A 19,440-nucleotide genomic window follows, 5' to 3' on the forward strand; every position below is an offset into this window, starting at 1 on the left:
CCTTTGTGGTTCCTTTTTTACTAAATTAAATCTCCAACATAATTAATTACAAACCCTACAAATGCAGAGGATCAATATCAATTGTAATATAAACAGAACCCGAATTAAACTCAGAGAACTTAGGTAAAATAATAGAAGAATCTTGAGAGGTTTTGAGCAGAATTTGCCAGCGATAACGGTTAGCGACCCTGAGAATAGGGGCGGGGGCGGGGCCTAATAATTCAAAATCAGAATTAGGATTATTTTCTACTAAAAATTCTGCTAATCTTTGGGCGGTTTGTTCAACATCTTGCTGATTAAAACTACTTAACCGTAATAATATTAAACGACCATAGGGCGGATAATTTAACTCCTGTCGCTGTTGTAATTCTGTGGCGACAAAAGATTCATAATCATGACGTTGTACCGCTTGAATAACGGGGTGTTCGGGGGTGTAGGTTTGTAGAATCACTCGCCCTGGATCATTCCCTCGTCCCGCCCGTCCTGCGACTTGTACTAAGGTTTGAAAAGCCCGTTCACTGGCGCGATAATCTGATAAATGTAATAACCCATCTGCTGATACAATTCCCACTAAACTCACAGACTCTAAATCTAATCCTTTAGTTAACATTTGAGTTCCGACTAATAAATCGGCTTCTCCATTCGCAAATTGAGTTAATAGAGTACGATGAGCATTTTTTCGAGAGGTGGTATCACTATCAAACCGAATACATTTTAACTCAGGAAATAAACGATTTAATTCTTCTGTCACCCGTTGCGTTCCACTGCCAAAATGTTTAAAATAAGGAGAGTCACACTCAGGACAGCGTTGGGGATAGAGTTGACTATAATTACAATAATGACATCTTAAAAGTTGGGCGGCGTCGGGATGTTCGTGATGATAAGCGAGGGAAACATCACAATGGGGACATTCCATCACATAACCACAACTCCGACAGGAAACAAAGGTACTATGTCCCCGACGATGAATAAATAATATCCCTTGTTGACGAGTTGCTTTTAATTGATGTAGGGCGGTTTGTAAATCATAACTAAAAATAGATCGATTTCCCTGACGCAATTCTTGACGCATATCAACGATTTTAATTGGGGGAAGGGGTCGCGCTTGAATGCGTTCGGGAAGGGATAAATAAAACCGATTTTGTTGGTTTTTGTGTTTAATTTCTAACCAACTTTCTAACGATGGAGTTGCTGATCCTAAAATTAAGGGACAATTTTCTAATTCAGCCCGCCATTGAGCAACTTTTCGAGCATGATAACAAGGAGAGGGTTGATCTTGTTTGAAACTGCTATCATGTTCTTCATCTAAAATAATTAATCCTAATTTCGGTAAAGGTGCGAAAATAGCAGAACGAGTTCCGATAATAACATAGGGTGTCCCTGTTAACATTTGTCGCCAAGTGTCATAACGTTCTGTTTGAAAACCACTATGATAAACTAAAACTTGATCACCAAAACGCGCACGAACTCGATCAGTAAGTTGTGGAGTTAAACCGATTTCGGGTACTAAGAGAATAACTGATTTTTGTTGGTTTATAACAGGTGCGATCGCTTGTAAATAAACTTCTGTTTTTCCTGATCCGGTTACGCCATGTAATAAAGCTTCAGAAAATCCAGTCAGATTGTTAATAATTTCCAGAGCTTTTAATTGAGAATGATTAAGTTGTTTAGGTTGATCTGGGAGTTGTTCTATTTCTTGAGCTAGTCTTAAAACTTCCCTTTCTTCAATTTCAATATAACCTTTTTCTGCAAGAATTTTTAAAGTATTATGAGTTGTCTTACAAACCTTTACAAAATCACTTAACCACATTTCACTACCGTGATTCTTGAGAAAAATCAGAATTTCACGATGTCGTTTATGTAGCTTTTCTACTACAAAAGGATCAATAGTTAAAGAGATAGCTGCTTTTAATTTAGGTTTTGGGCGATTAGAATCATCCGAATAAAGTTCAATCCAGCCTCGATTTAATAAATCTTTTTGTCCTTGTTGAGCATTAATTACTTTTTCATTAATTTCTTTCCAACTTAAATCATTATCTTGTTCTAGTAATAGGGAAAGTATCTTTTTCGCAGATGTTCTTAAAAGTTCAGAAGCACCTGGAGGAATAACTTCTTTAATTAAACGAATACGCAGTTGGGGTGTACTTAATAAACCTGGAGGTAATGAGGTGCGAATAACATCAATGAGTTCAGTCTGATAATAACTAGAGATTTGTGTAAGTAGCTGGCATAAATGTTGAGGTAAATAGGCTTGATCAATCTCTAATATTGCTTTAATTTCTTCTGATTTCCAATGAGGAGGAAGTTGATTAATAAATTGAATAACTATTCCTCTTTTGATTTGATTCCTAACAGGAATACTCACAATACACCCTAATTGCACATTCATTTGTAATGGCACTCTATAAGTGTATAGTTTTGGTGTCTCTACATCTTTTGGATCTGTTATTATTTTACTAGAACCAAAATAAACTAATACTTCAACAAATTGTTCTGAACCAAAAGCAGAATTATCCGAATCATTCTGATAGTAAGATGCACCAGATTCAGCAACAATAAACTTAGATTGATCGCAAGTCAAAGAAGACATCAGTAGTTTTTGTTGATAGTTAACTCCGAGAAGAATAGCGGGTGACGGGTGAGGAATAAGACACCGGACACCGACACCGCTTAGATTAAGTATTCCCTAATAAATCGACGATTGCTTGTCGTTCAGAGGAATGAGAATTAAACACTTGACGGGTATCCGTAATTAACCAATCAAGTGCCGCCGCTTGGACATCAATAGAGGCTCCGAGCTTATCCACACAATAGCGCCCAAATACCAATTTATCGACTAAACGCACTCCTGGCCCCAAACGAGAATATTCAAAAATCACGCTATTGTCCACATAGGCATCGCTGCAAACCCAGCAGTTAGGGCCAATCATCGTGGGGCCAATAATTGTTGCACCGTCTTCAATGCGAGTCATCCCGCCAATATAAACCGGGCCTTGGATATTGACTTGATCCCAATTCACCGCCACATTCAACCCCGTATACACCCCAGGACGTACCTGTTGACCGGGGACAGAAACATTTTGGATATATCCTAATAACACACTGCGAATCGCTTGCCAATAGTCGGGGACTTTCCCAATATCCACCCATTTAAAATCCATTGAAATCCCATAAAAAGGGGCATCAATTTCTACTAAATGGGGAAATAATTCGCTGCCAATATCATACTCACACGCCGACGGAATATATTTGAAAATCTCTGGCTCAAAAATATAAATCCCAGTATTAATATCCGTGCTGAGAGCTTCATCGACGGAAGGTTTTTCTTGAAATGCTTTGATCCGACCCGTTTCATCAGTAACAACAACTCCATAACTAGAAACTTGATCCCTAGGAACAGATTTCATCACAATAGTAGCAATTGAGCCTTTTTCTCGATGCCATTTTACGGCGGCGGTTAAATCCAAATCAATTAACGCATCGCCACACAACACCACGAAAGTATCATCAAAAAAAGGATTAAAGTCTTGAATTCGTTTCATCCCTCCCGCCGAACCTAAAGCTTGTCCGATTAAATTTCCTTCTTCAATTCTTCCTTCAAAAGAATAGGCGATATCAACTCCAAATTTTTGACCATCTCGAAAATAGTTTTCAATTTCATTCGCTAAATGGCTAACATTAACCATAATTTGGTCAAACCCGTGCATTCGCAGTAATTCTACCAAAAATTCCATCACTGGTTTTTGCAGGATAGGAATTAAAGGTTTAGGAATTGTATAAGTAATCGGACGGATGCGAGTTCCTTTTCCAGCCGCCAGAATCATCGCTTTCATGTTCACTTCCTCAACCCTAAGCTATGTTTAAAGTTATCAAATGAGATGCAACTCCTGAATCAAAATCAGCAATTGCTTTGTGTGTACAAAGCTTTTCTACAGGAGAATTGCCTCATTCTACAATCCGATCAACAGATCACTGATCAATTAATAGCCTATCAAGCTTTATGATGATTGATCCGTTAAAACCCCTAGATGTTACAGGCTAAAGCAATTGCACTTTCCTCCGATTCTGTTTCAAGGCTTGGGAGGTGGCTCAGTCAAAGAGCGAACTTTTAGGTCTTGGTAAAATTCCTCTTGAGCCAGTTCCACTTTAGACTGAGCCGATAATAACAGCAGTGCCCAAAACACTCCCACCCGGTCATGATTGGGGCTATGCTGGATAGGGTTTTCTTCAGGGATTGGGGGGTGTTCCGGTTGCTTTGTCTGTAACCACAGGGTTAATAGCTGCTCCAAATCAAACCATTCCTGACTCTGTTGTGATCCTTGCAGGTTCAAGAGTCGTTCTACTTCCGTCGCCATTTCCACTAAGTTTTCCTGGTGGGCTAACTCAGCAATGGCCCGTGCTGTTGTCGCTCTAGCTTTGGCGGTATTAGCACGGGGACGGGGACGGGCTTTTTGTGCCTCAATAGTAGCAGCCATCAGTTGCAACTGTTCAATCAGTTCTTGCAATGTGACTCGCCGTTTTTGAGGGATTTTGGCAACAGCCCGCCTTCGCAGTTGCCGTTCCAGTTGTTGAGGACGTTGAATGCCATTCCCCCCTTCGTCCAGTTCTAAGAAGTCTTCTCCCTCAGTTAACCCTGCATTCGGGTCTACCGTTTCCGTTGCCATCAAACTATCGGCCTTGAGCAAGACTAACATTGAGGCATACAAAAAGGCTTGCCCCGACTGAGATAATTCGGCAAAATTATTGCTAGAGCTTGATTCTTCTAGGGGTGTCAGTTTACTGAGATAACGGTCAATGACATCAATCACCTGCACATCCCAAGGATCGATTTCTCCCCGTTGTGCCAAGTCAATTAGGAGTGCTATTCCCTCGGAGAGAGCCGTTAAAGCATCTTGAGGGGTAGCAACGTTCAGGGGAAGACTGGAGAGTGGGTCAGGGCTGGAAATTGTGGAATCACCTGAAATCACTGAAGGTACAAAACTCAGTAGTTCGCTTAATATCTATCTATTGTAGACCAAAACCTTCGTTTCTCAGTGCACGACCCCCTCAACGGGTTGTTGTTCCCTAGGAAGAACTTCGGGAGTATGGGTTAACTGGGGAATTAAGGATCAGTTAAAGCCTATGTAATTTTAAGGCTTTTTGTGGCTTTTGAATTGGGTTAAACCTTTGTGGGAATGGGGTTTTTTACCGTTTTAATTGAGGGACGGACATTAGACTTGAGGTAAATTCCTAAAGCCGTTATCAGGATAATCAAAACTGTGCCAATTCCAATGGGACTGGGAACCCAGAAAATTGCTTCTAAGTGATTAATTTCTCCGGGTTTAAGTGTCCAGATCACTTGTTTTCCCTTAGATTCAACATTGACTAATATGGGTTCGCCTGATACTTCAGCCATACTGATCGGATTAATAACCTTTGCACCCCAAGGAGTTGTTAACATAAATTGCAGTTCTAATAAGTTACCAGAACTGATTAATACATTTTCTGAGGTTGAAAGTAGGGAAAGCGATCGCAAATCTAATTCTAAGTTGAGATGATTGCGTAAGGCAAAAATAAAATTATTTTGTTTAAGGTTTAAATCGGAGGAAAATTGAGGTAATACAACATCGGAATTTTTCTGGGATTTCTGAGTATTAAATTCGGCGGGATTAAAGAATTGATTGAATTTTTCCTCTAAATTCTTGCCATTATTAAAGGGAATTGTAACTAAAATTTCTTGTTTAGACAGTCGTTTTGTTTTCCCTCTTAACTGTCTAACTCGTCTTTCCAGACTGGATATCCATTCATCAATGACTTCATGACTAAAGCTGGTTAATCGTTCTCCTAATTGAATCTTCTGAACAATTTGACCATGAGTTTGATCCTGAAATTCCACTCCCACATCATATCGAACGCATCCACTCAGCAGAAAAATGGCACAAAAAACAATTGTTAATTGTTTGATGATTTTGATCATAATTTTATCCCTAACAATTATTGAATATTATATAGCCAGTCTTGATCAATTGTGTTATAGCTAAGGATTTTAAATAGTCTGTTGGGGTTGGGGCGGACATTCGGGCGATCGCTCTAACTTAAAGATTCTTAATAATTTATTGAGAACCGCAGAAAGGGTAATTAATGGCAAAATGAATTAAAATAGTTAATTATAAAGGGTTGATTCTGGGTAAATAGTATGAAAACGAAGACTTTAACTGCTATTGTTTATCGGGAAGATGATCTTTATGTGGCTGAATGTCCTGAAGTTGGGACAGTTGATCAAGGTGAAACAATTGAAGAAGCGATCGCTAACCTGAAAGAAGCAACAAAACTTTATTTAGAAGAATGTCCTTTACCTGATGACATTAGCCCCCGGTTTGTGACCAGTATTGAGGTAGATTATGCCGAAATTGCCTAGACTATCTGCTAAAGAAACAATTGTTGTATTAGAACGTCTGGGATTTTTTCAAACTCGTAAAACCGGGAGTCATGTTATTTTAAAAAAGACCATATCTGACGGTGAAATTGTCTGTGTTGTTCCGTTACACCGAGAATTAAAAGTGGGTACACTTAGAGGAATTTTAAGACAAGCTCAAATTACACCCGATGAATTTATTAATAATTTATAATTTTCTATTTATCGTGAGTCTAAATTAGTTGTAAAAATGGCTTAAAATCAAAATTATCGTAGGGGCGAGACACGCCCAAGGAGTGTCAACTTAAGTCATAATGCCCTGAACTAAAGTTCGGGCTAAGAGCTAAAGTCATCTAAAGATGACTCAAGACTTGTCTTTCTTAACCCGTTTTAACGGGTTTTAGCTTTGAGCCTGAAATTGATTTCAAGGCTTTTGGCGTTAAGTTGACACGGATGAGGCGTGCCTCGCCGCTACAGAGGAATTTAGGTATTTTAAGCCTTAACTTGAAAATAATGATAAAGATTAGCGACGGTTAAATCTGGTACTTCTTGCCAATTTTTAGGGGCTAATCCATTTAAACCTGTGGCGATCGCTTTATTAAAAATATAAGATTCCTGCTCCCGGCGTAATTCAGGTTTAACGATAAATTTTAATTGATCTCGTAAAGCCGAATAGTGAGATTTTTGTTTTAACTCCTCATAGATTTGCATTTCTAAAGGTTTAACTGTTATGTTATTTTGTGGTAATTCTAAATTAACTGCTTCTGATGTTCCAGGTTCTAATATTGCTAACTGTTCCCGTTCATCCTTAGATAAGGTTTTAAACCAATTAGTATGATCTTGCCAAGATTTTAACGCTGTACAATCATGTATTTTAATTCGGGCTATTTCAGGAAACAGAAAATCAAGTTCTTCTTGGGAACTACATTGATCAATAATATTCAGTAACCCTTGATGAATTTTATTTTGCAGTTGTTCGAGGTGTTCATTAACGGCTGTTAATTGATTTTGAGCTTGATAAGCAGTAATAATGGCTTGTTCAATCGCCCAAGCGCATTCCATCCGACGCAGTTGACCCGCAGCACAAGTATTTTCTAATAGATGGGAGTTAGAGTAATCGGCTAAAGCATCATAGAGCGTATTTAAAACTCCTTGAATTTGATGATTTCTGTCATTAATTTCTTCCATTTTCATCGCCAATTTAAACCGATCTAAGGCTATGATGAATTTGCCATAAGCTTGTATTAAAATTAACCGATGTTGATTATATTTAATATCTTCTGCAACTTCATCAATTCGTCTAATAATACTATCGCCTTGATTCTTTAAGGCTACTTTTAGATCAATAAATCCTCCCGTTACCGTTAATTTAAGTTGTTTGATATCTTCTCTTAACTTTAAAGTTTGATATAAATTTACAGCCGCAAGAACACCTGTTACCGCTACACCAACACCAATAACCGCAGTCGTTGATTGTAAAACTCCGAGACTTGCTTGTAATTGGTTAATTCCTTGATAGGTTTTCTGAAATCCTTGATGAACCTGATACATTTGGGCTAAACCCATACCCACTTCCACAGGTGTGGTAATCGGTGCCAGGGGAATATTATTGATTATCGTACCTCCTGAGTTGGAAGAAACTAACTCAGAAAAAGTCTTGACTAAAGTAATACCCACTTCCACAGGTACAGTAATCGGTGCTAGGGGACTATTGTGCATTATTGTACCAATGGCGTGACCTGCAAACTGACCCGCATTTGCTGTTCCTGACGCCCATCTAACTATGCTTAAAGGTACTCCTGATTTGGAATAGACTAACTCATAAACACCCTTGGCTAAACCTTCTTGAATTGCGGGAGAAAATACAAATTGCATGGAAGGACTGAAAAAAGACATAATTTTTGACCTAACTCTTTAATTATTGTAAACTTATAATCCTCTAAAAATTAACAGACATTGCTTAAATTTTGATCAATTATTTTTTTGTTTCGGTTATTTAAGTATTTTTACGAAAAACAAATTTATTTTGATTTTAATCCCTTCTATTAAACCGTGTAAACACGGATAAATAGTTTATAAATTGTTACTGACTTATTTATCGTTCCTCTAATCCTGTAAAGTAGAACGGTATGCTTAATTGAGGTTGTAGTGCAATGAATGAATTTTTAACTGTCTTCGAGTCCATGACTGATTCAATGGTTTCTGTACTGAACAATCCAGGTGAATCTTCCGAGTTGAAACAATCCGCAACGGAGTTAAATCAGTCAATTCAATCCTGTACTGAGGAGTTAAGACAGTCCGCAGCCCGATTAAAAGAGTTAATGGAAGTTAGTTATAAAGATTTAGATCAGGCTGAAGATGTCTGGAATAGTAAAGCTAGAATTATGTCTGTCCCCAAGTCTGAACTCTGGGAACAAATAGGAGAATTAACAGCTATTGATTTTAGAATTCGTGAGTTACAGAAGAAATGTCAAACAGAAGTGATTCAAGAAATTAAAAATTTATGGTTAAATCAATGTGAACAGCTTAAAGAAACGTGGTTTAAAGATAGTAAAACCGGAACATATAAGCAAGACTTGGGTTATTCAGATAAAGATGGTATGATTCAAGGGTTAGATAAGGCAATAAAAGTTATCAATAATGAGGTGATCAGCAGTATCAATACAAATTTATTATTATTAAATGACGATTTGTTAAATTTGAATTTAGATTGTCTTCATGCAAAAATTAATTTTATAAATTCCCAAGATCGAATTAATTTCGCACTTAAAATAAGTTTTTATTCTGATCACAAAAATGAGGTGATTCATATAATAGAAAATAGTAGTGATCTTTTTTTAGAGTGGATAAAACCAACTTGGGACTCATTCTTAAGCAACTTAAACAACATTTTTTCTCTAATCAAAAGAGAAACCTGGGATGATTTGGTTCTTAATGTTAATAAAATCCTAGAAGACAATGTTCAAGATAGATTTTCTGAATGCTTTGATTTCGCTTTATCAACTACAACAGAAATTATTAATTTTTACAATGATATTTTAGAGAAACAAAACCGATATGAACAAGAAACCCCCGAACAACGGGAAGGCGAAAAAGTCTGGATAGATCAACAACGTCAAAAATTAGATCAAGTTCAGAAACAAATTGATCTAATTTTGAGTGTCAGGTAGGGTGAGCCATGCCATTGGTGTCAACTTAACCCCTGTTAGCCCTGAACTAAAGTTCGGGCTAAGAAGCTCAAGTCATCTAAAGATGACTAAAACTGTTGTTCATTAACCCGTTTTAACGGGTTTTAGCTTTGAGCCTGAAATTTATTTCAAGGCTTTTAGCACGATTGTTGACACCGATGGAGCCATGCCCACCCTAATTTTACATTAACCTACAGATTAATGTCCAATACCGACATATTGGAAACCTGCGGCTTCTAATTGTTTTCGATCTAAGAAATTACGGCCATCAATCATAAATGCCGAGTGCATTTTTTTCGCCATTTTCGCATAATCGAGGTTTTGGAATTGCGCCCAGTCTGTAATTAAAATTAACGCATCACAGCCATCAGCTAACAATTCAGGATCAGTTTCAACGATCACACCCGTTAACCCATGACGCATTCCACTTTGAGAAATAATCGGATCATAAGCTTTAACTTTTGCCCCTAAACGGTTCAATTCTTGGATAATATCTAAAGCAGGAGCATCGCGTAAATCGTCCGTATCAGCTTTAAAAGTTAATCCCAATAACCCGACGGTTTTGCCTTTGAGAATTTTCAGAACTTGTTGTAATTTGTCAATAGCAATCGTGCGTTGACGGTTATTAACTTCTACCGCCGCTTTTAACAATTGGGCTTCATAATTATAGTCATCAGCCGTATGAATTAAAGCCGAAACATCTTTCGGGAAACAGGAACCCCCCCAACCAATTCCGGCTTGTAAAAACTTATTACCAATGCGAGAATCTAAGCCAATTCCTTGAGCCACTTGTTTAACATCAGCACCGACGCGATCGCAAATATTAGCAATTTCATTAATAAAGCTAATTTTAGTTGCCAAGAACGAGTTAGCCGCATATTTAATCATTTCCGCCGAACTCAGATCCGTTAACACAATTGGAACTGGGGGTAAAGAAGGATGATCAGAATATTTCCTTGATACTAACGGTGTATATAATTCCTGCATCACTGAGAGGGCTTTTTTGCTATTACTTCCTAACACAATTCGATCAGGATTAAAGGTGTCATAAACCGCCGAACCTTCGCGTAAAAATTCGGGGTTACTAACAACATCAAATTCGACTTCAACGGGTGTTCCTGCTAACCCTTTTTCTTTTTGTCGCTCGGAAACACCATCTAAAACAATCATCCGCACCCAGTCACCAGAACCAATAGGTACAGTGGATTTATTCACAATTACCTTATAACCTTTCGTCAGGTTAGCACCAATACCTCGCGCGACGGCTTCGACATAACGAGTATCACTTTCTCCTGTTGGTAACGGTGGGGTTCCGACAGCAATAAATAATACCTCGCCATGTTCAACACCCGCAGTTAAATCAGAAGAAAAATCCAGACGTCCAGACTCCATACAGGATTTCATTAATTCGGGTAATCCCGGTTCATAAATCGGCGATTGTCCCGACTTCATTAATTTGACTTTTTCTTCGTTATTATCAATACAAATGACATCATGCCCGATCTGCGCCAAACAAACTCCTGTGACTAAACCTACATATCCCGTTCCAATCACACAAACACGCATAAATCTATCCTCAATTTTTTGACTACATACTAATAACTGGTTAACGGTTAACCGTTAACCGTTAACTCGTTTCCATTCTACTGTCTGTTAACTTTTGTAGATGCGTTCCCGAAAATCGTTCACTGTCAATTTTAATCCTTGATCCAGTGGGATTGTCGGTTCCCAATTCAGATAAGTTTTAGCACGAGTAATATCGGGTTGTCGCTGTTTAGGATCATCCTCGGGTAGAGGTTTAAATTGAATTTCTGCATCGGGGTTGACCATATCCTGAATTTTTTGGGCTAATTCTAAAATGGTATATTCCCCTGGATTCCCGATATTAATAGGGCCAGTCTGATCGCTATTCATCAAACGGATGAATCCCTCTACCAAGTCTGACACATAACAGAAGCTTCGAGTTTGGGAACCATCACCATAAACCGTTAAGGGAACACCTCGCAGGGCTTGAACAATAAAGTTACTGACCACACGACCATCATTTTCTAACATTCGTGGGCCATAAGTATTGAAAATCCGCACCACCCGAATATCTACCCCATTTTGGCGGTGATAATCAAAGGCTAAGGTTTCCGCAACCCGCTTTCCTTCGTCGTAACAGTTACCGCAAAAGGCAACCCGTCCATTACGACGCACACAAACAACATGATTTTTCACATTCACACAATACACTTTCCCGACATAGTGAAACCGTTCTGGCTCAACTAAATTGGCATCAATGGCGGGACGGATATTAACGCGATAGAGGTCACGTCCGATGGCATGGGAAACAACAGAAGCAGCATATCCACAACGCAGGGCTAATTCTTGTACATCGTCAGCCAATTGCTTAGATTTGCTGTAGTAGGTATAACAATTACCCCGTTGACTTCCATCTCCTAAAATTAAGGCGTTGAAAAGAATTAAGGATTGACGTCGTGACAATTGCAAAAACTCACGGGGAATATATTTATCCCCGGATTTACCCAAAGGTAATAAAGTCTCTGCTAATTGTTGACTACAAATCCGAAATTGATGGTGATCGGAATCAAAAAATTTCCAAGGTAAACGTTGGAGACAGTCGGCAATTTTTGTCCGTCCTTCGGGGTTTTCTTGAGCAATTAAGATGTTATAGTCCGCCACATCATAATCAGCACCCCCCACCGCACGCATCCGTCGCCGGACATGAACACAACCTTCAGAAATGTAATAACCCAGGAACTCTAGCCAGTCATCCATTTTAACTTTCTCAACCCGCACTTTCCCATGACGTGGTGCTGGGTCTAAATCAAATTCTTCTTGGTCTGAGGCGTCAAATTCTGCACCCGTAACCACTCGCCAAGAATGCCAGTGTTTGTCCTCACCCGCTTGAATTGACTTTAATTTCCCGGTTTTACCCCGAACATACATCCAGTGGTTGGGGGTGACACAAAGATCAAATTTACTGTTAGCAAACCGCAACATTTCCCCAATGTAGGGTTGAACAATATATTCATCGGGAACGTGATATTCAATTTGATGGTTTTCGTTGAGGGTGGCAACTTTGACCCCCGGTTGCAAGTTAGGGAACTGAACCCAACCTTGCTCGGTTAAAATTTCTGTTTCTGGATCGTAACAGGATCGAATCCCAATACAGTTGACGTTTCCGCGATAGTCTTCCGTTTGGGGATGGACATCAGGATCACCGTAGACTTCCGAAGTGGAGGCTAGGAAAAACCGGGCTTTGATGCGTTTGGCTAACCCCAACATATTCAGGGTTCCCAATACATTCGTTTTGATGGTTTTGACCGGGTTGTATTGGTAGTGAACTGGAGAGGCGGGACAGGCTAAATGGTAAATTTGATCGGCTTCTAACCGAATGGGTTCGGTAATATCATGGCGGATCAATTCAAAATAGGGATTACCTATCCATTTGAGGATATTTCGTTTTGTCCCGGTAAAGAAGTTATCAAGGCAGATCACTTCATGGCCTTGTTCCATTAAGCGATCAATCAGGTGTGAACCAATAAAACCTGCGCCACCTGTGACTAAAATTCTCATGCTTGCACTCGCTCAGAAATTGTAGAGAGTTGAAATGGTGTGGACAACAATCAATCGCAGGTAAGCTGAATCCACTATCAATTGACAAAAGTTAAGACTTGGCCCTGGACACACCCCAGCTATACCCTACAACCTGATATGTTGCTGTCCGTTCCAACATCTATCCTACTCGATTTTGGATATTGATCCGTCTTTTTTGTTGAGGCGGGTTTACCAAAAGGGGCGGGTTTAGTTTAGGGGCGGGTTTAGTAAGATTATTACTGAGAATTGAATATTATTACAGAACCCGCCCCTACAATTTGTTGAAAAATTGCGATGGCGTAGCCGCCGCCTTGCGGCATCGCATTTCAAGAATAATTAACAACCGTAGGGGCGGGTTCCAAGATGAGCTTTAATGATCAGTAATTATCTCCCTAAACCCGCCCTCCTATTCTCAGGCTATTCTCAGGCGATCGCTATTAAGAAGAAGAAGGGCGGGTTTAGATAGGTTATTGGTGAGTATTGAATATTGTTGCAGAACCCGCCCCTACAATTTATTGTTGAAAAAATTGCGATCGCCTTGGCTAAATAATTAACAATTCAACCGTAGGGGCGGGTTCCAAGACCATCTTTAATGATCAATAATTATCTCCCAAAACCCGCCCTTTCTTTCTTCTCAGGCGATCGCATTTAAGAAGGGCGGGTTTAGCAAGGTTATTGATAACAATTGAATATTGTTGCAGAACCCGCCCCTACAATTTGTTAAAAAATGGCGATCGCATTGGCTAAATAATTAACAACTGAACCGTAGGGGCGGGTTCCAAGACCATCTTTAATAATCAGTAATTATCTCCCTAAACCCGCCCTCTCTTTCTTCTCAGGCGATCGCATTTAAGAGTATTAGAATAAACTAAACTACACCAGCTTGAAAAATCTGGTTTGCTGTGAGGTTCAAATCTGGAAAAGTTTGCGACACAATGCGGTCGTTTTCTCGAAACTTGACGATTTGATATTCACCGTCAACCAAATTACAGATAGAAATTGTCGGTTGTTTGGGATTTCCAATAAAATTGCGTCCGCCCAAAGCAGCATAATCGATAATCCAATATTCCGGTATCCCCATCTCCTCATAATCAGCATATTTCAAATAGTAATCATCTCGCCAATTAGTTGATACAACCTCAATTACCAAAGGGATCGATGCAGCTAAACTGAGGGTAGATTGTTTTTGCCATAATGTTTCGTTCGCCAGATTTGCGCGATCAAGTACCAAGATATCAGGGAAATAACCACAATCTTTTTCAGGAGGTCTAACTATCACTTGGCGGGGGATACCGTAGGGTAATTTCAGACGTTTAATCTCAACAGGAATTTCGATGCTAAGAAAACTGATCACTTCCTCATGTTCGCCTACGGGTTGTGCCATCTCAACAATATCTCCATTATGCAGTTCGTAGCGTACCGCCGAATTTTCTGGCAGCCACTCCACAAATTCCTCGAAGTTTACGAGTTTGGGTAAAGCTTGAGTCATAGGTTTTAAGAATTACTGATAATATAAATTATCGAAAAATTGGGTTTAAAACCCCTAATACCTAGTTAGGCTTTATATTAGGTTGTCTATTGACCTCTGATTGTGCTACCCTGTTCGAGTAACAGGAAAAGGTAAAAAACCTGTATAAAAACCTAGTATGCCTAACGGCAAAACACTGAACCTTGACAATTGAATCTATAGGGTTCTACTGCACAGTTCTAGTTTCCCCCAGCAGTGGGTAAAAGATTCATGGGAGCTAGGCAACCAGTTTTTGAAACAAATTTGTTTCAAGTAAAAAAAGAACTCGCAGCAGTTCGACAGGCTCACTGCGAATAGGATAGGACATATCCGAATTTACGCTTGGGGAGAATCCCACCTCTGATTAAAGGACTGTAAGGTACTTTGATTAAGTGGTTTCGTTGAACCTAGAATCCCCACGCCTTCATGCTGGGGAGTGTCAAATCTCTAAGTTCTATTACCTAAACAAGTCCAGAACCTTTAAGTAAATTATAAGTGCCGACAACGGAGTAGGTCAATATGATAACACAAAATAAATAAAAACGATTGATAGCTTATATGACGCTTTGGAGAGCATAATGTTAAGAATTAGTATTGAAAACGTAGGAGATCACTTGAAAGCTCTCTTAGAAAGAGTAGCTCAAGGTGAAGAAATCATCTTAGTTGATGGCAGTAGAGAAGTTGCTAGACTTGTTCCCCCAAAAACAAGACAAGAATGGGTATTGCAAAGAAAAAGATTTCGAGACTCTGTACTTTTGACGGGGGAACCTTTGAGGGTGACAATTATTCAAGCCAGAGAAGGAGAACGGTATTGATTTATTTAGAAGATTTGATATTCCTTTACGAACTTGGGATGCTTTGCATTTAGCGATCGCATTTTCTTATGAAATTTCTTTAATAACAGCAGATGAAGGTTTAGCTGCGAGTGCCAAGGTATTAGGAGTTCCAGTCCAAATTTTAAGACTTTAGCGCGATCGCTTTTATTGTTTGAATACAGGTTAATAGTAAAAATGCGATCGCCTTGGCTAAATAATTAACAATTGAACCGTAGGGGGGGGTTCCGAGACCATCTTTAATGAGCAGTAATTATCTCCAAAAACCCGCCCTCTCTCTTCTCAGGCGATCACATTGAAGATGGGCGGGTTTAGCAAGGTTATTGGTGAGAATTGAATCTTGTTGCGGAACCCTCCCTTACAATCTTATTGATAAATGAACTGGTATATGACATATTCATCTTTTATTTATTATGGAATCAAAGGGTATTGTCGTAGTAGTTCTGTTGATGTGTTGTTTATTTGTTGACGATATCTATCGGGGCAAAGAGTGTGCAGACTTGCCAGCATTATTGCAGAACCTTCCAGGTTATCCCCATAACGGTTACCTCCTAAACTGTCAATAACCACCAACACCAAATTATCAGAACCCTGATAATTACAAATTGATTGAGCAAATTGGTATTTTTGTTCATTAGATAAGTGGCTCCATAAAGGTATTCCACCAATCCTATAATATGCACCATTAAAGCCATATAAAGTATTTGCTGCTTTAGCATCAATTTGCTGTCCTAATGATGAAGATCTATTATCAGCAAGTGAAAAAGAGGGAATATGGGAATTTTTAGAATTGCTAAATGGAATTAAAGAAGATGTTGGAACCTCGGAAGATACAGTTAAGCTAAAGCCATAACTAGGTAATATTCCTAGAGTTATAATATTTATGGTGATCAGGGAAATAATTTTTACAGAACGGAGCATAAGTTTAAGTCTCCTTAAATCGGTTAATTTTACGAAAACGGGTATACAAGTTATGAAGAATTCAATGTTTTTGATTAAGAGTAGGCTAATCATTGTCTACAGTAAGCTGTTAATGACTACCCTACTCTATTAGTTTAAGGTTGTTGCTTGGATATTCCATCGGCAACGGCTAGAGCAATGGGTAAAATAAAGACATATTCAGATAATTTCTGATTAAATACACCATCTATCTGAGATTTTCCTTCCTGCTGTATCTTTGATGTATTTTTACCGAGAGCCGAAACAGCTAAATAGTAAACAGAATCTTTCCCTAATGTAGCTTCTAACCTTTGCATTAACCGAACTTCTGCTAACTGGTTTAGGGATACTTTGAAAGCAGGAACAGCATCTTCCCCTAACGCATTCCCCATATTTAATAAACACTTCCGCACTTCATCAGACATCATCCTTCCCATGTCTTTTTGCTGTAAAACTTTACTCTTTTTAGCAGAAGTCTCTTTATTGTCTTTACTCTTGAAGTTATACCCGGTTCCTCCCAGTGAACAGAATCCATCAAAAGACTCATCATCCAGTTTATCAAAGTTTGAGGGGACAAAAATACCTAGACTGATCATTTTTTCGTAGAAACTGTTGAAAAATAATCGGTCTTGTTCTCCATCCTTTTTAGCATAGAGGTCTGATTTGGGAATCACACAGATAAAATTTGTCCCTGATAAATTACCTCTTTGGCTTTCTAAATCACCGATGATTTGCTCCAAAAGATATAACTGATTAACCTCCGCCACGTTATTCTCGCGTGATTGATTAACGACTTCATAATTTTCAGAAACGGGTTTCCAAATTTCTGCATTGCGACTTTTAGTCAATTTTTCTCGAATAGTAGGTTCAATTGATAAGTCAAAGAAAAAGACAATTGTATTCGCATTTTTCAGAATTCTTAGTACCCAAGGTTGCGAACCTTGTTGCGTCAAACTACGTGCAACATCTTCCCCAGCTATATCCGTAAACACAAAGTGAGTTTTATTGAAATTAGTTGAACCAATTTCAGGAAACTGTACAGATAGTTTAATACTGGTTTTAGAACCTGTTTTTGTGGGTGGAGGAATCAGCCCATTACGGTAATCTTTCTCTAGCTTTTGTAATCGTTCTCGGTCATCTGGTAAGTCAAGGGCTACAGTTGCTCCCAAGACTTGTACATGATCGAAAAAAGAAACTAATCCTGTCAGTAAAAGACATGATTTTCCAGTACCTGGACTTCCTAGTAAAATAATTGAGTGAGTTTCCGTTTCTTTTGGATACCAACCGCAACGTTTATTATTTTCTCCTGAAGGCCCAGTACATGAGAAATTGACTAGCTTATAAATCTCTTGACCCCATTGTTGAACAAGTTTTCTAACTAACTCTTCAAGTTGATCTTCACTATTTTGTTTAGTAGCAGCCTGGGGAATACTTGAGACTTTTTGTGTGCTTTGTTGCTTGGAAACTTTTTCTTTACTAGATTTTAAGAGTTTCTGGAAATTGTCTGATAATCTCAGTTTAGGATTACCTAATACCACTTCAGAGTGAAGAATATCTAGTAAATTACGGTACGATATAATGGTCTGGCGGGGTAAAGTAAATGGCACATTATGCTCGATAGAGATTTTTTTGAGTGCATAAAAATCACATTTTGTACTTTTATGTCCCAGAACTATTGCCAAAACAAATTGCCCTCTAATAATAGCTTTTAGTAATCCTTCATCATCTTTTCTTTTAGTATGCAGTTCCTCTAACTTCTGTAAGTACCATTGAATCGTAGGACAAACCTCATGGAGTAGTTCCTTGAGTTTTTTTCTCTCTGGATCACCTTCAGTTTCTTTCATCCATTCAAATACATTTCTCTGATCAAAAATTAAGTCCATCAAAGAACCAATTAGAGAACGGGGTTCTATACCACGCAGCAGAGATTTACATTCTTGATCTAAAATTTCTTGGTTAGTTTCTGTTTTGAGTGGAAATTTATCATAATTTCTGATTTGCTCAAAAAAATCTAACTTGTTCTCAACAAAATTTTCCGCAGCGTCTTTGCCTAAAATACCTCGATACATACCTCGATGAGATAATTCCCGTTGATTTTGAATTTCATCATTGTTTTCCTCGTCTTCATCATCAATATCAACAGTTTTATCGTCAGAAAAAAAGTCTCTTTCCTGACTGTAGGGATAACGGCCATCAGTGGATGGTTTTAATAACAAATTTCTTTGTTCTAATTTAGTTTCTAGTCGTTCTAAGAAAAGCCGTAGAGCCGCAATATTGCCATCTAACTCTAAGCGGAAGTTATCCGTCAAAATCATTTCATAGCCTTGAGTTCTGATGCCAATGGGAGAACCACAAGCAGGACAAGTAATATAGCTATCTTCACTTTCGGCTGTTTTCAGAAAATCAAATACTGTATTGGATGTCATAATTGATGTTACTCCTAAATTGTTTGGAAGAAGATGTGTTAAATTTTTTTTAATTACTGATCACTCATTTTCGTATTATTTTTAAATGAGTGATCACTCAAAATAGCAATGACTAAAAGTCACAGCATGATCATATTTTAGTAAGCGTAAGTTCTACTAATTCCGGCTGATTTCCCTGTCCGTTCATTGATGATAGTAGTCCAACGATCATCATTGATAATGATAGTAACTACATCACCAACGTCCGTTCCAATAGGACTGCCATAGTAAACATCATATTTTTTACCACTGGCAACACTTTTGACTGTGATATACCCAGAACTAGAATAATAACTTGTAGATATAACAGTAAAAGCCACTCGCTGTGATGCTGCAATAATGTAACTCGGTATAGAAACTTCTATAGTCCCAGAATCATCCGTTACAGTTGACTTAGCTAGTACAGGTAAATTAGCAATCAAAGGGGAAGAAGTCACTAAGATTAGAGTAGAAATAAGGCACAGTTTATGGTTTTTAAGAATAGACATGATATTTCTCCTGGTTTTAGGGT

The 19,440-nt window shown here is 38.5% G+C and carries 14 protein-coding genes and 3 pseudogenes; 4 read left to right on the top strand and 13 right to left on the bottom strand.

All coding sequences use genetic code 11. The features are described 5' to 3' along the window. Window positions 1–55 precede the first annotated feature (55 nt). The 4 genes from priA to PL8927_RS17140 all read right to left on the bottom strand — a co-directional run bounded on the left by priA (window position 56) and on the right by PL8927_RS17140 (window position 5,956). Window positions 56–2,590, bottom strand: a complete 2,535-nt coding sequence (gene priA, locus PL8927_RS17125) for a primosomal protein N' (RefSeq protein WP_083623962.1) — start codon at window positions 2,588–2,590, stop codon at window positions 56–58. An 85-nt stretch (window positions 2,591–2,675) separates the two neighbouring features. Continuing rightward, the gene (locus PL8927_RS17130) at window positions 2,676–3,833 is read right to left on the bottom strand and encodes a sugar phosphate nucleotidyltransferase (RefSeq protein WP_083623964.1); all 1,158 of its coding nucleotides are present in this window, start codon (window positions 3,831–3,833) and stop codon (window positions 2,676–2,678) included. Window positions 3,834–4,070: 237 nt separating this feature from the next. Continuing rightward, window positions 4,071–4,913 carry a segregation/condensation protein A gene (locus PL8927_RS17135; protein ID WP_083624883.1) on the bottom strand — a complete coding sequence of 281 codons (843 nt, stop codon included), beginning with the start codon at window positions 4,911–4,913 and terminating at the stop codon, window positions 4,071–4,073. A gap of 245 nt (window positions 4,914–5,158) precedes the next feature. Beyond that, a complete protein-coding gene (locus PL8927_RS17140) occupies window positions 5,159–5,956 on the bottom strand; it encodes a DUF3153 domain-containing protein (RefSeq protein ID WP_083623966.1) in 798 nt (265 codons plus the stop codon). A gap of 219 nt (window positions 5,957–6,175) precedes the next feature. Between PL8927_RS17140 and PL8927_RS17145 the strand changes: the two genes are divergently transcribed. Beyond that, entirely contained in the window at window positions 6,176–6,397 is a 222-nt protein-coding gene (locus PL8927_RS17145; protein WP_083623968.1) for a type II toxin-antitoxin system HicB family antitoxin, read from the top strand. After that, entirely contained in the window at window positions 6,381–6,608 is a 228-nt protein-coding gene (locus PL8927_RS17150; protein WP_083623970.1) for a type II toxin-antitoxin system HicA family toxin, read from the top strand. The genes PL8927_RS17145 and PL8927_RS17150 overlap by 17 nt, the downstream gene beginning before the upstream one ends. Before the next feature lie 278 nt (window positions 6,609–6,886). Here the strand turns inward: PL8927_RS17150 and PL8927_RS17155 are convergent, their stop codons facing one another. Further along, window positions 6,887–8,290, bottom strand: coding sequence for a hypothetical protein (locus PL8927_RS17155; protein ID WP_231506048.1), 1,404 nt, complete (start codon window positions 8,288–8,290; stop codon window positions 6,887–6,889). 257 nt (window positions 8,291–8,547) lie between these two features. Between PL8927_RS17155 and PL8927_RS17160 the strand changes: the two genes are divergently transcribed. Continuing rightward, window positions 8,548–9,564 (top strand): hypothetical protein, encoded by a 1,017-nt coding sequence (locus PL8927_RS17160; RefSeq protein ID WP_083623975.1) that lies wholly within the window; start codon window positions 8,548–8,550, stop codon window positions 9,562–9,564. Window positions 9,565–9,780: 216 nt separating this feature from the next. Here the strand turns inward: PL8927_RS17160 and PL8927_RS17165 are convergent, their stop codons facing one another. The 5 genes and pseudogenes from PL8927_RS17165 to PL8927_RS17175 all read right to left on the bottom strand — a co-directional run bounded on the left by PL8927_RS17165 (window position 9,781) and on the right by PL8927_RS17175 (window position 14,674). Beyond that, the gene (locus PL8927_RS17165) at window positions 9,781–11,148 is read right to left on the bottom strand and encodes a UDP-glucose dehydrogenase family protein (protein WP_083623978.1); all 1,368 of its coding nucleotides are present in this window, start codon (window positions 11,146–11,148) and stop codon (window positions 9,781–9,783) included. 87 nt (window positions 11,149–11,235) lie between these two features. Beyond that, window positions 11,236–11,850, bottom strand: a pseudogene (locus tag PL8927_RS28545) (NAD-dependent epimerase/dehydratase family protein); the annotation flags it as partial. Window positions 11,851–11,880: 30 nt separating this feature from the next. Next, a pseudogene (locus tag PL8927_RS29010) lies at window positions 11,881–12,588 on the bottom strand (LAGLIDADG family homing endonuclease); the annotation flags it as partial. Between the two features lie 144 nt (window positions 12,589–12,732). Then, window positions 12,733–13,164 (bottom strand): annotated as a pseudogene (locus tag PL8927_RS28555) (GDP-mannose 4,6-dehydratase); the annotation flags it as partial. A gap of 889 nt (window positions 13,165–14,053) precedes the next feature. Then, complete coding sequence (locus PL8927_RS17175; protein ID WP_083623983.1) at window positions 14,054–14,674, bottom strand: Uma2 family endonuclease; 621 nt, start codon at window positions 14,672–14,674, stop codon at window positions 14,054–14,056. Window positions 14,675–15,270: 596 nt separating this feature from the next. On the opposite strand from PL8927_RS17175, the gene PL8927_RS17180 reads away from it, so the two are divergent. After that, a complete protein-coding gene (locus PL8927_RS17180; RefSeq protein ID WP_083623985.1) occupies window positions 15,271–15,507 on the top strand; it encodes a type II toxin-antitoxin system Phd/YefM family antitoxin in 237 nt (78 codons plus the stop codon). Between the two features lie 429 nt (window positions 15,508–15,936). On the opposite strand, the gene PL8927_RS17185 is transcribed toward PL8927_RS17180, so the two are convergent. The 3 genes from PL8927_RS17185 to PL8927_RS17195 form a co-directional block, all read right to left on the bottom strand. Continuing rightward, on the bottom strand, window positions 15,937–16,446 hold the full coding sequence (locus PL8927_RS17185) for a hypothetical protein (protein ID WP_083623987.1): 510 nt from the start codon (window positions 16,444–16,446) through the stop codon (window positions 15,937–15,939). Between the two features lie 134 nt (window positions 16,447–16,580). Further along, window positions 16,581–18,890, bottom strand: coding sequence for a TRAFAC clade GTPase domain-containing protein (locus PL8927_RS17190; RefSeq protein WP_083623989.1), 2,310 nt, complete (start codon window positions 18,888–18,890; stop codon window positions 16,581–16,583). Window positions 18,891–19,027: 137 nt separating this feature from the next. Beyond that, complete coding sequence (locus PL8927_RS17195; RefSeq protein ID WP_083623992.1) at window positions 19,028–19,417, bottom strand: hypothetical protein; 390 nt, start codon at window positions 19,415–19,417, stop codon at window positions 19,028–19,030. Window positions 19,418–19,440: the final 23 nt, after the last annotated feature.

Source organism: Planktothrix serta PCC 8927, from assembly GCF_900010725.2.
Lineage (GTDB): Bacteria > Cyanobacteriota > Cyanobacteriia > Cyanobacteriales > Microcoleaceae > Planktothrix > Planktothrix serta.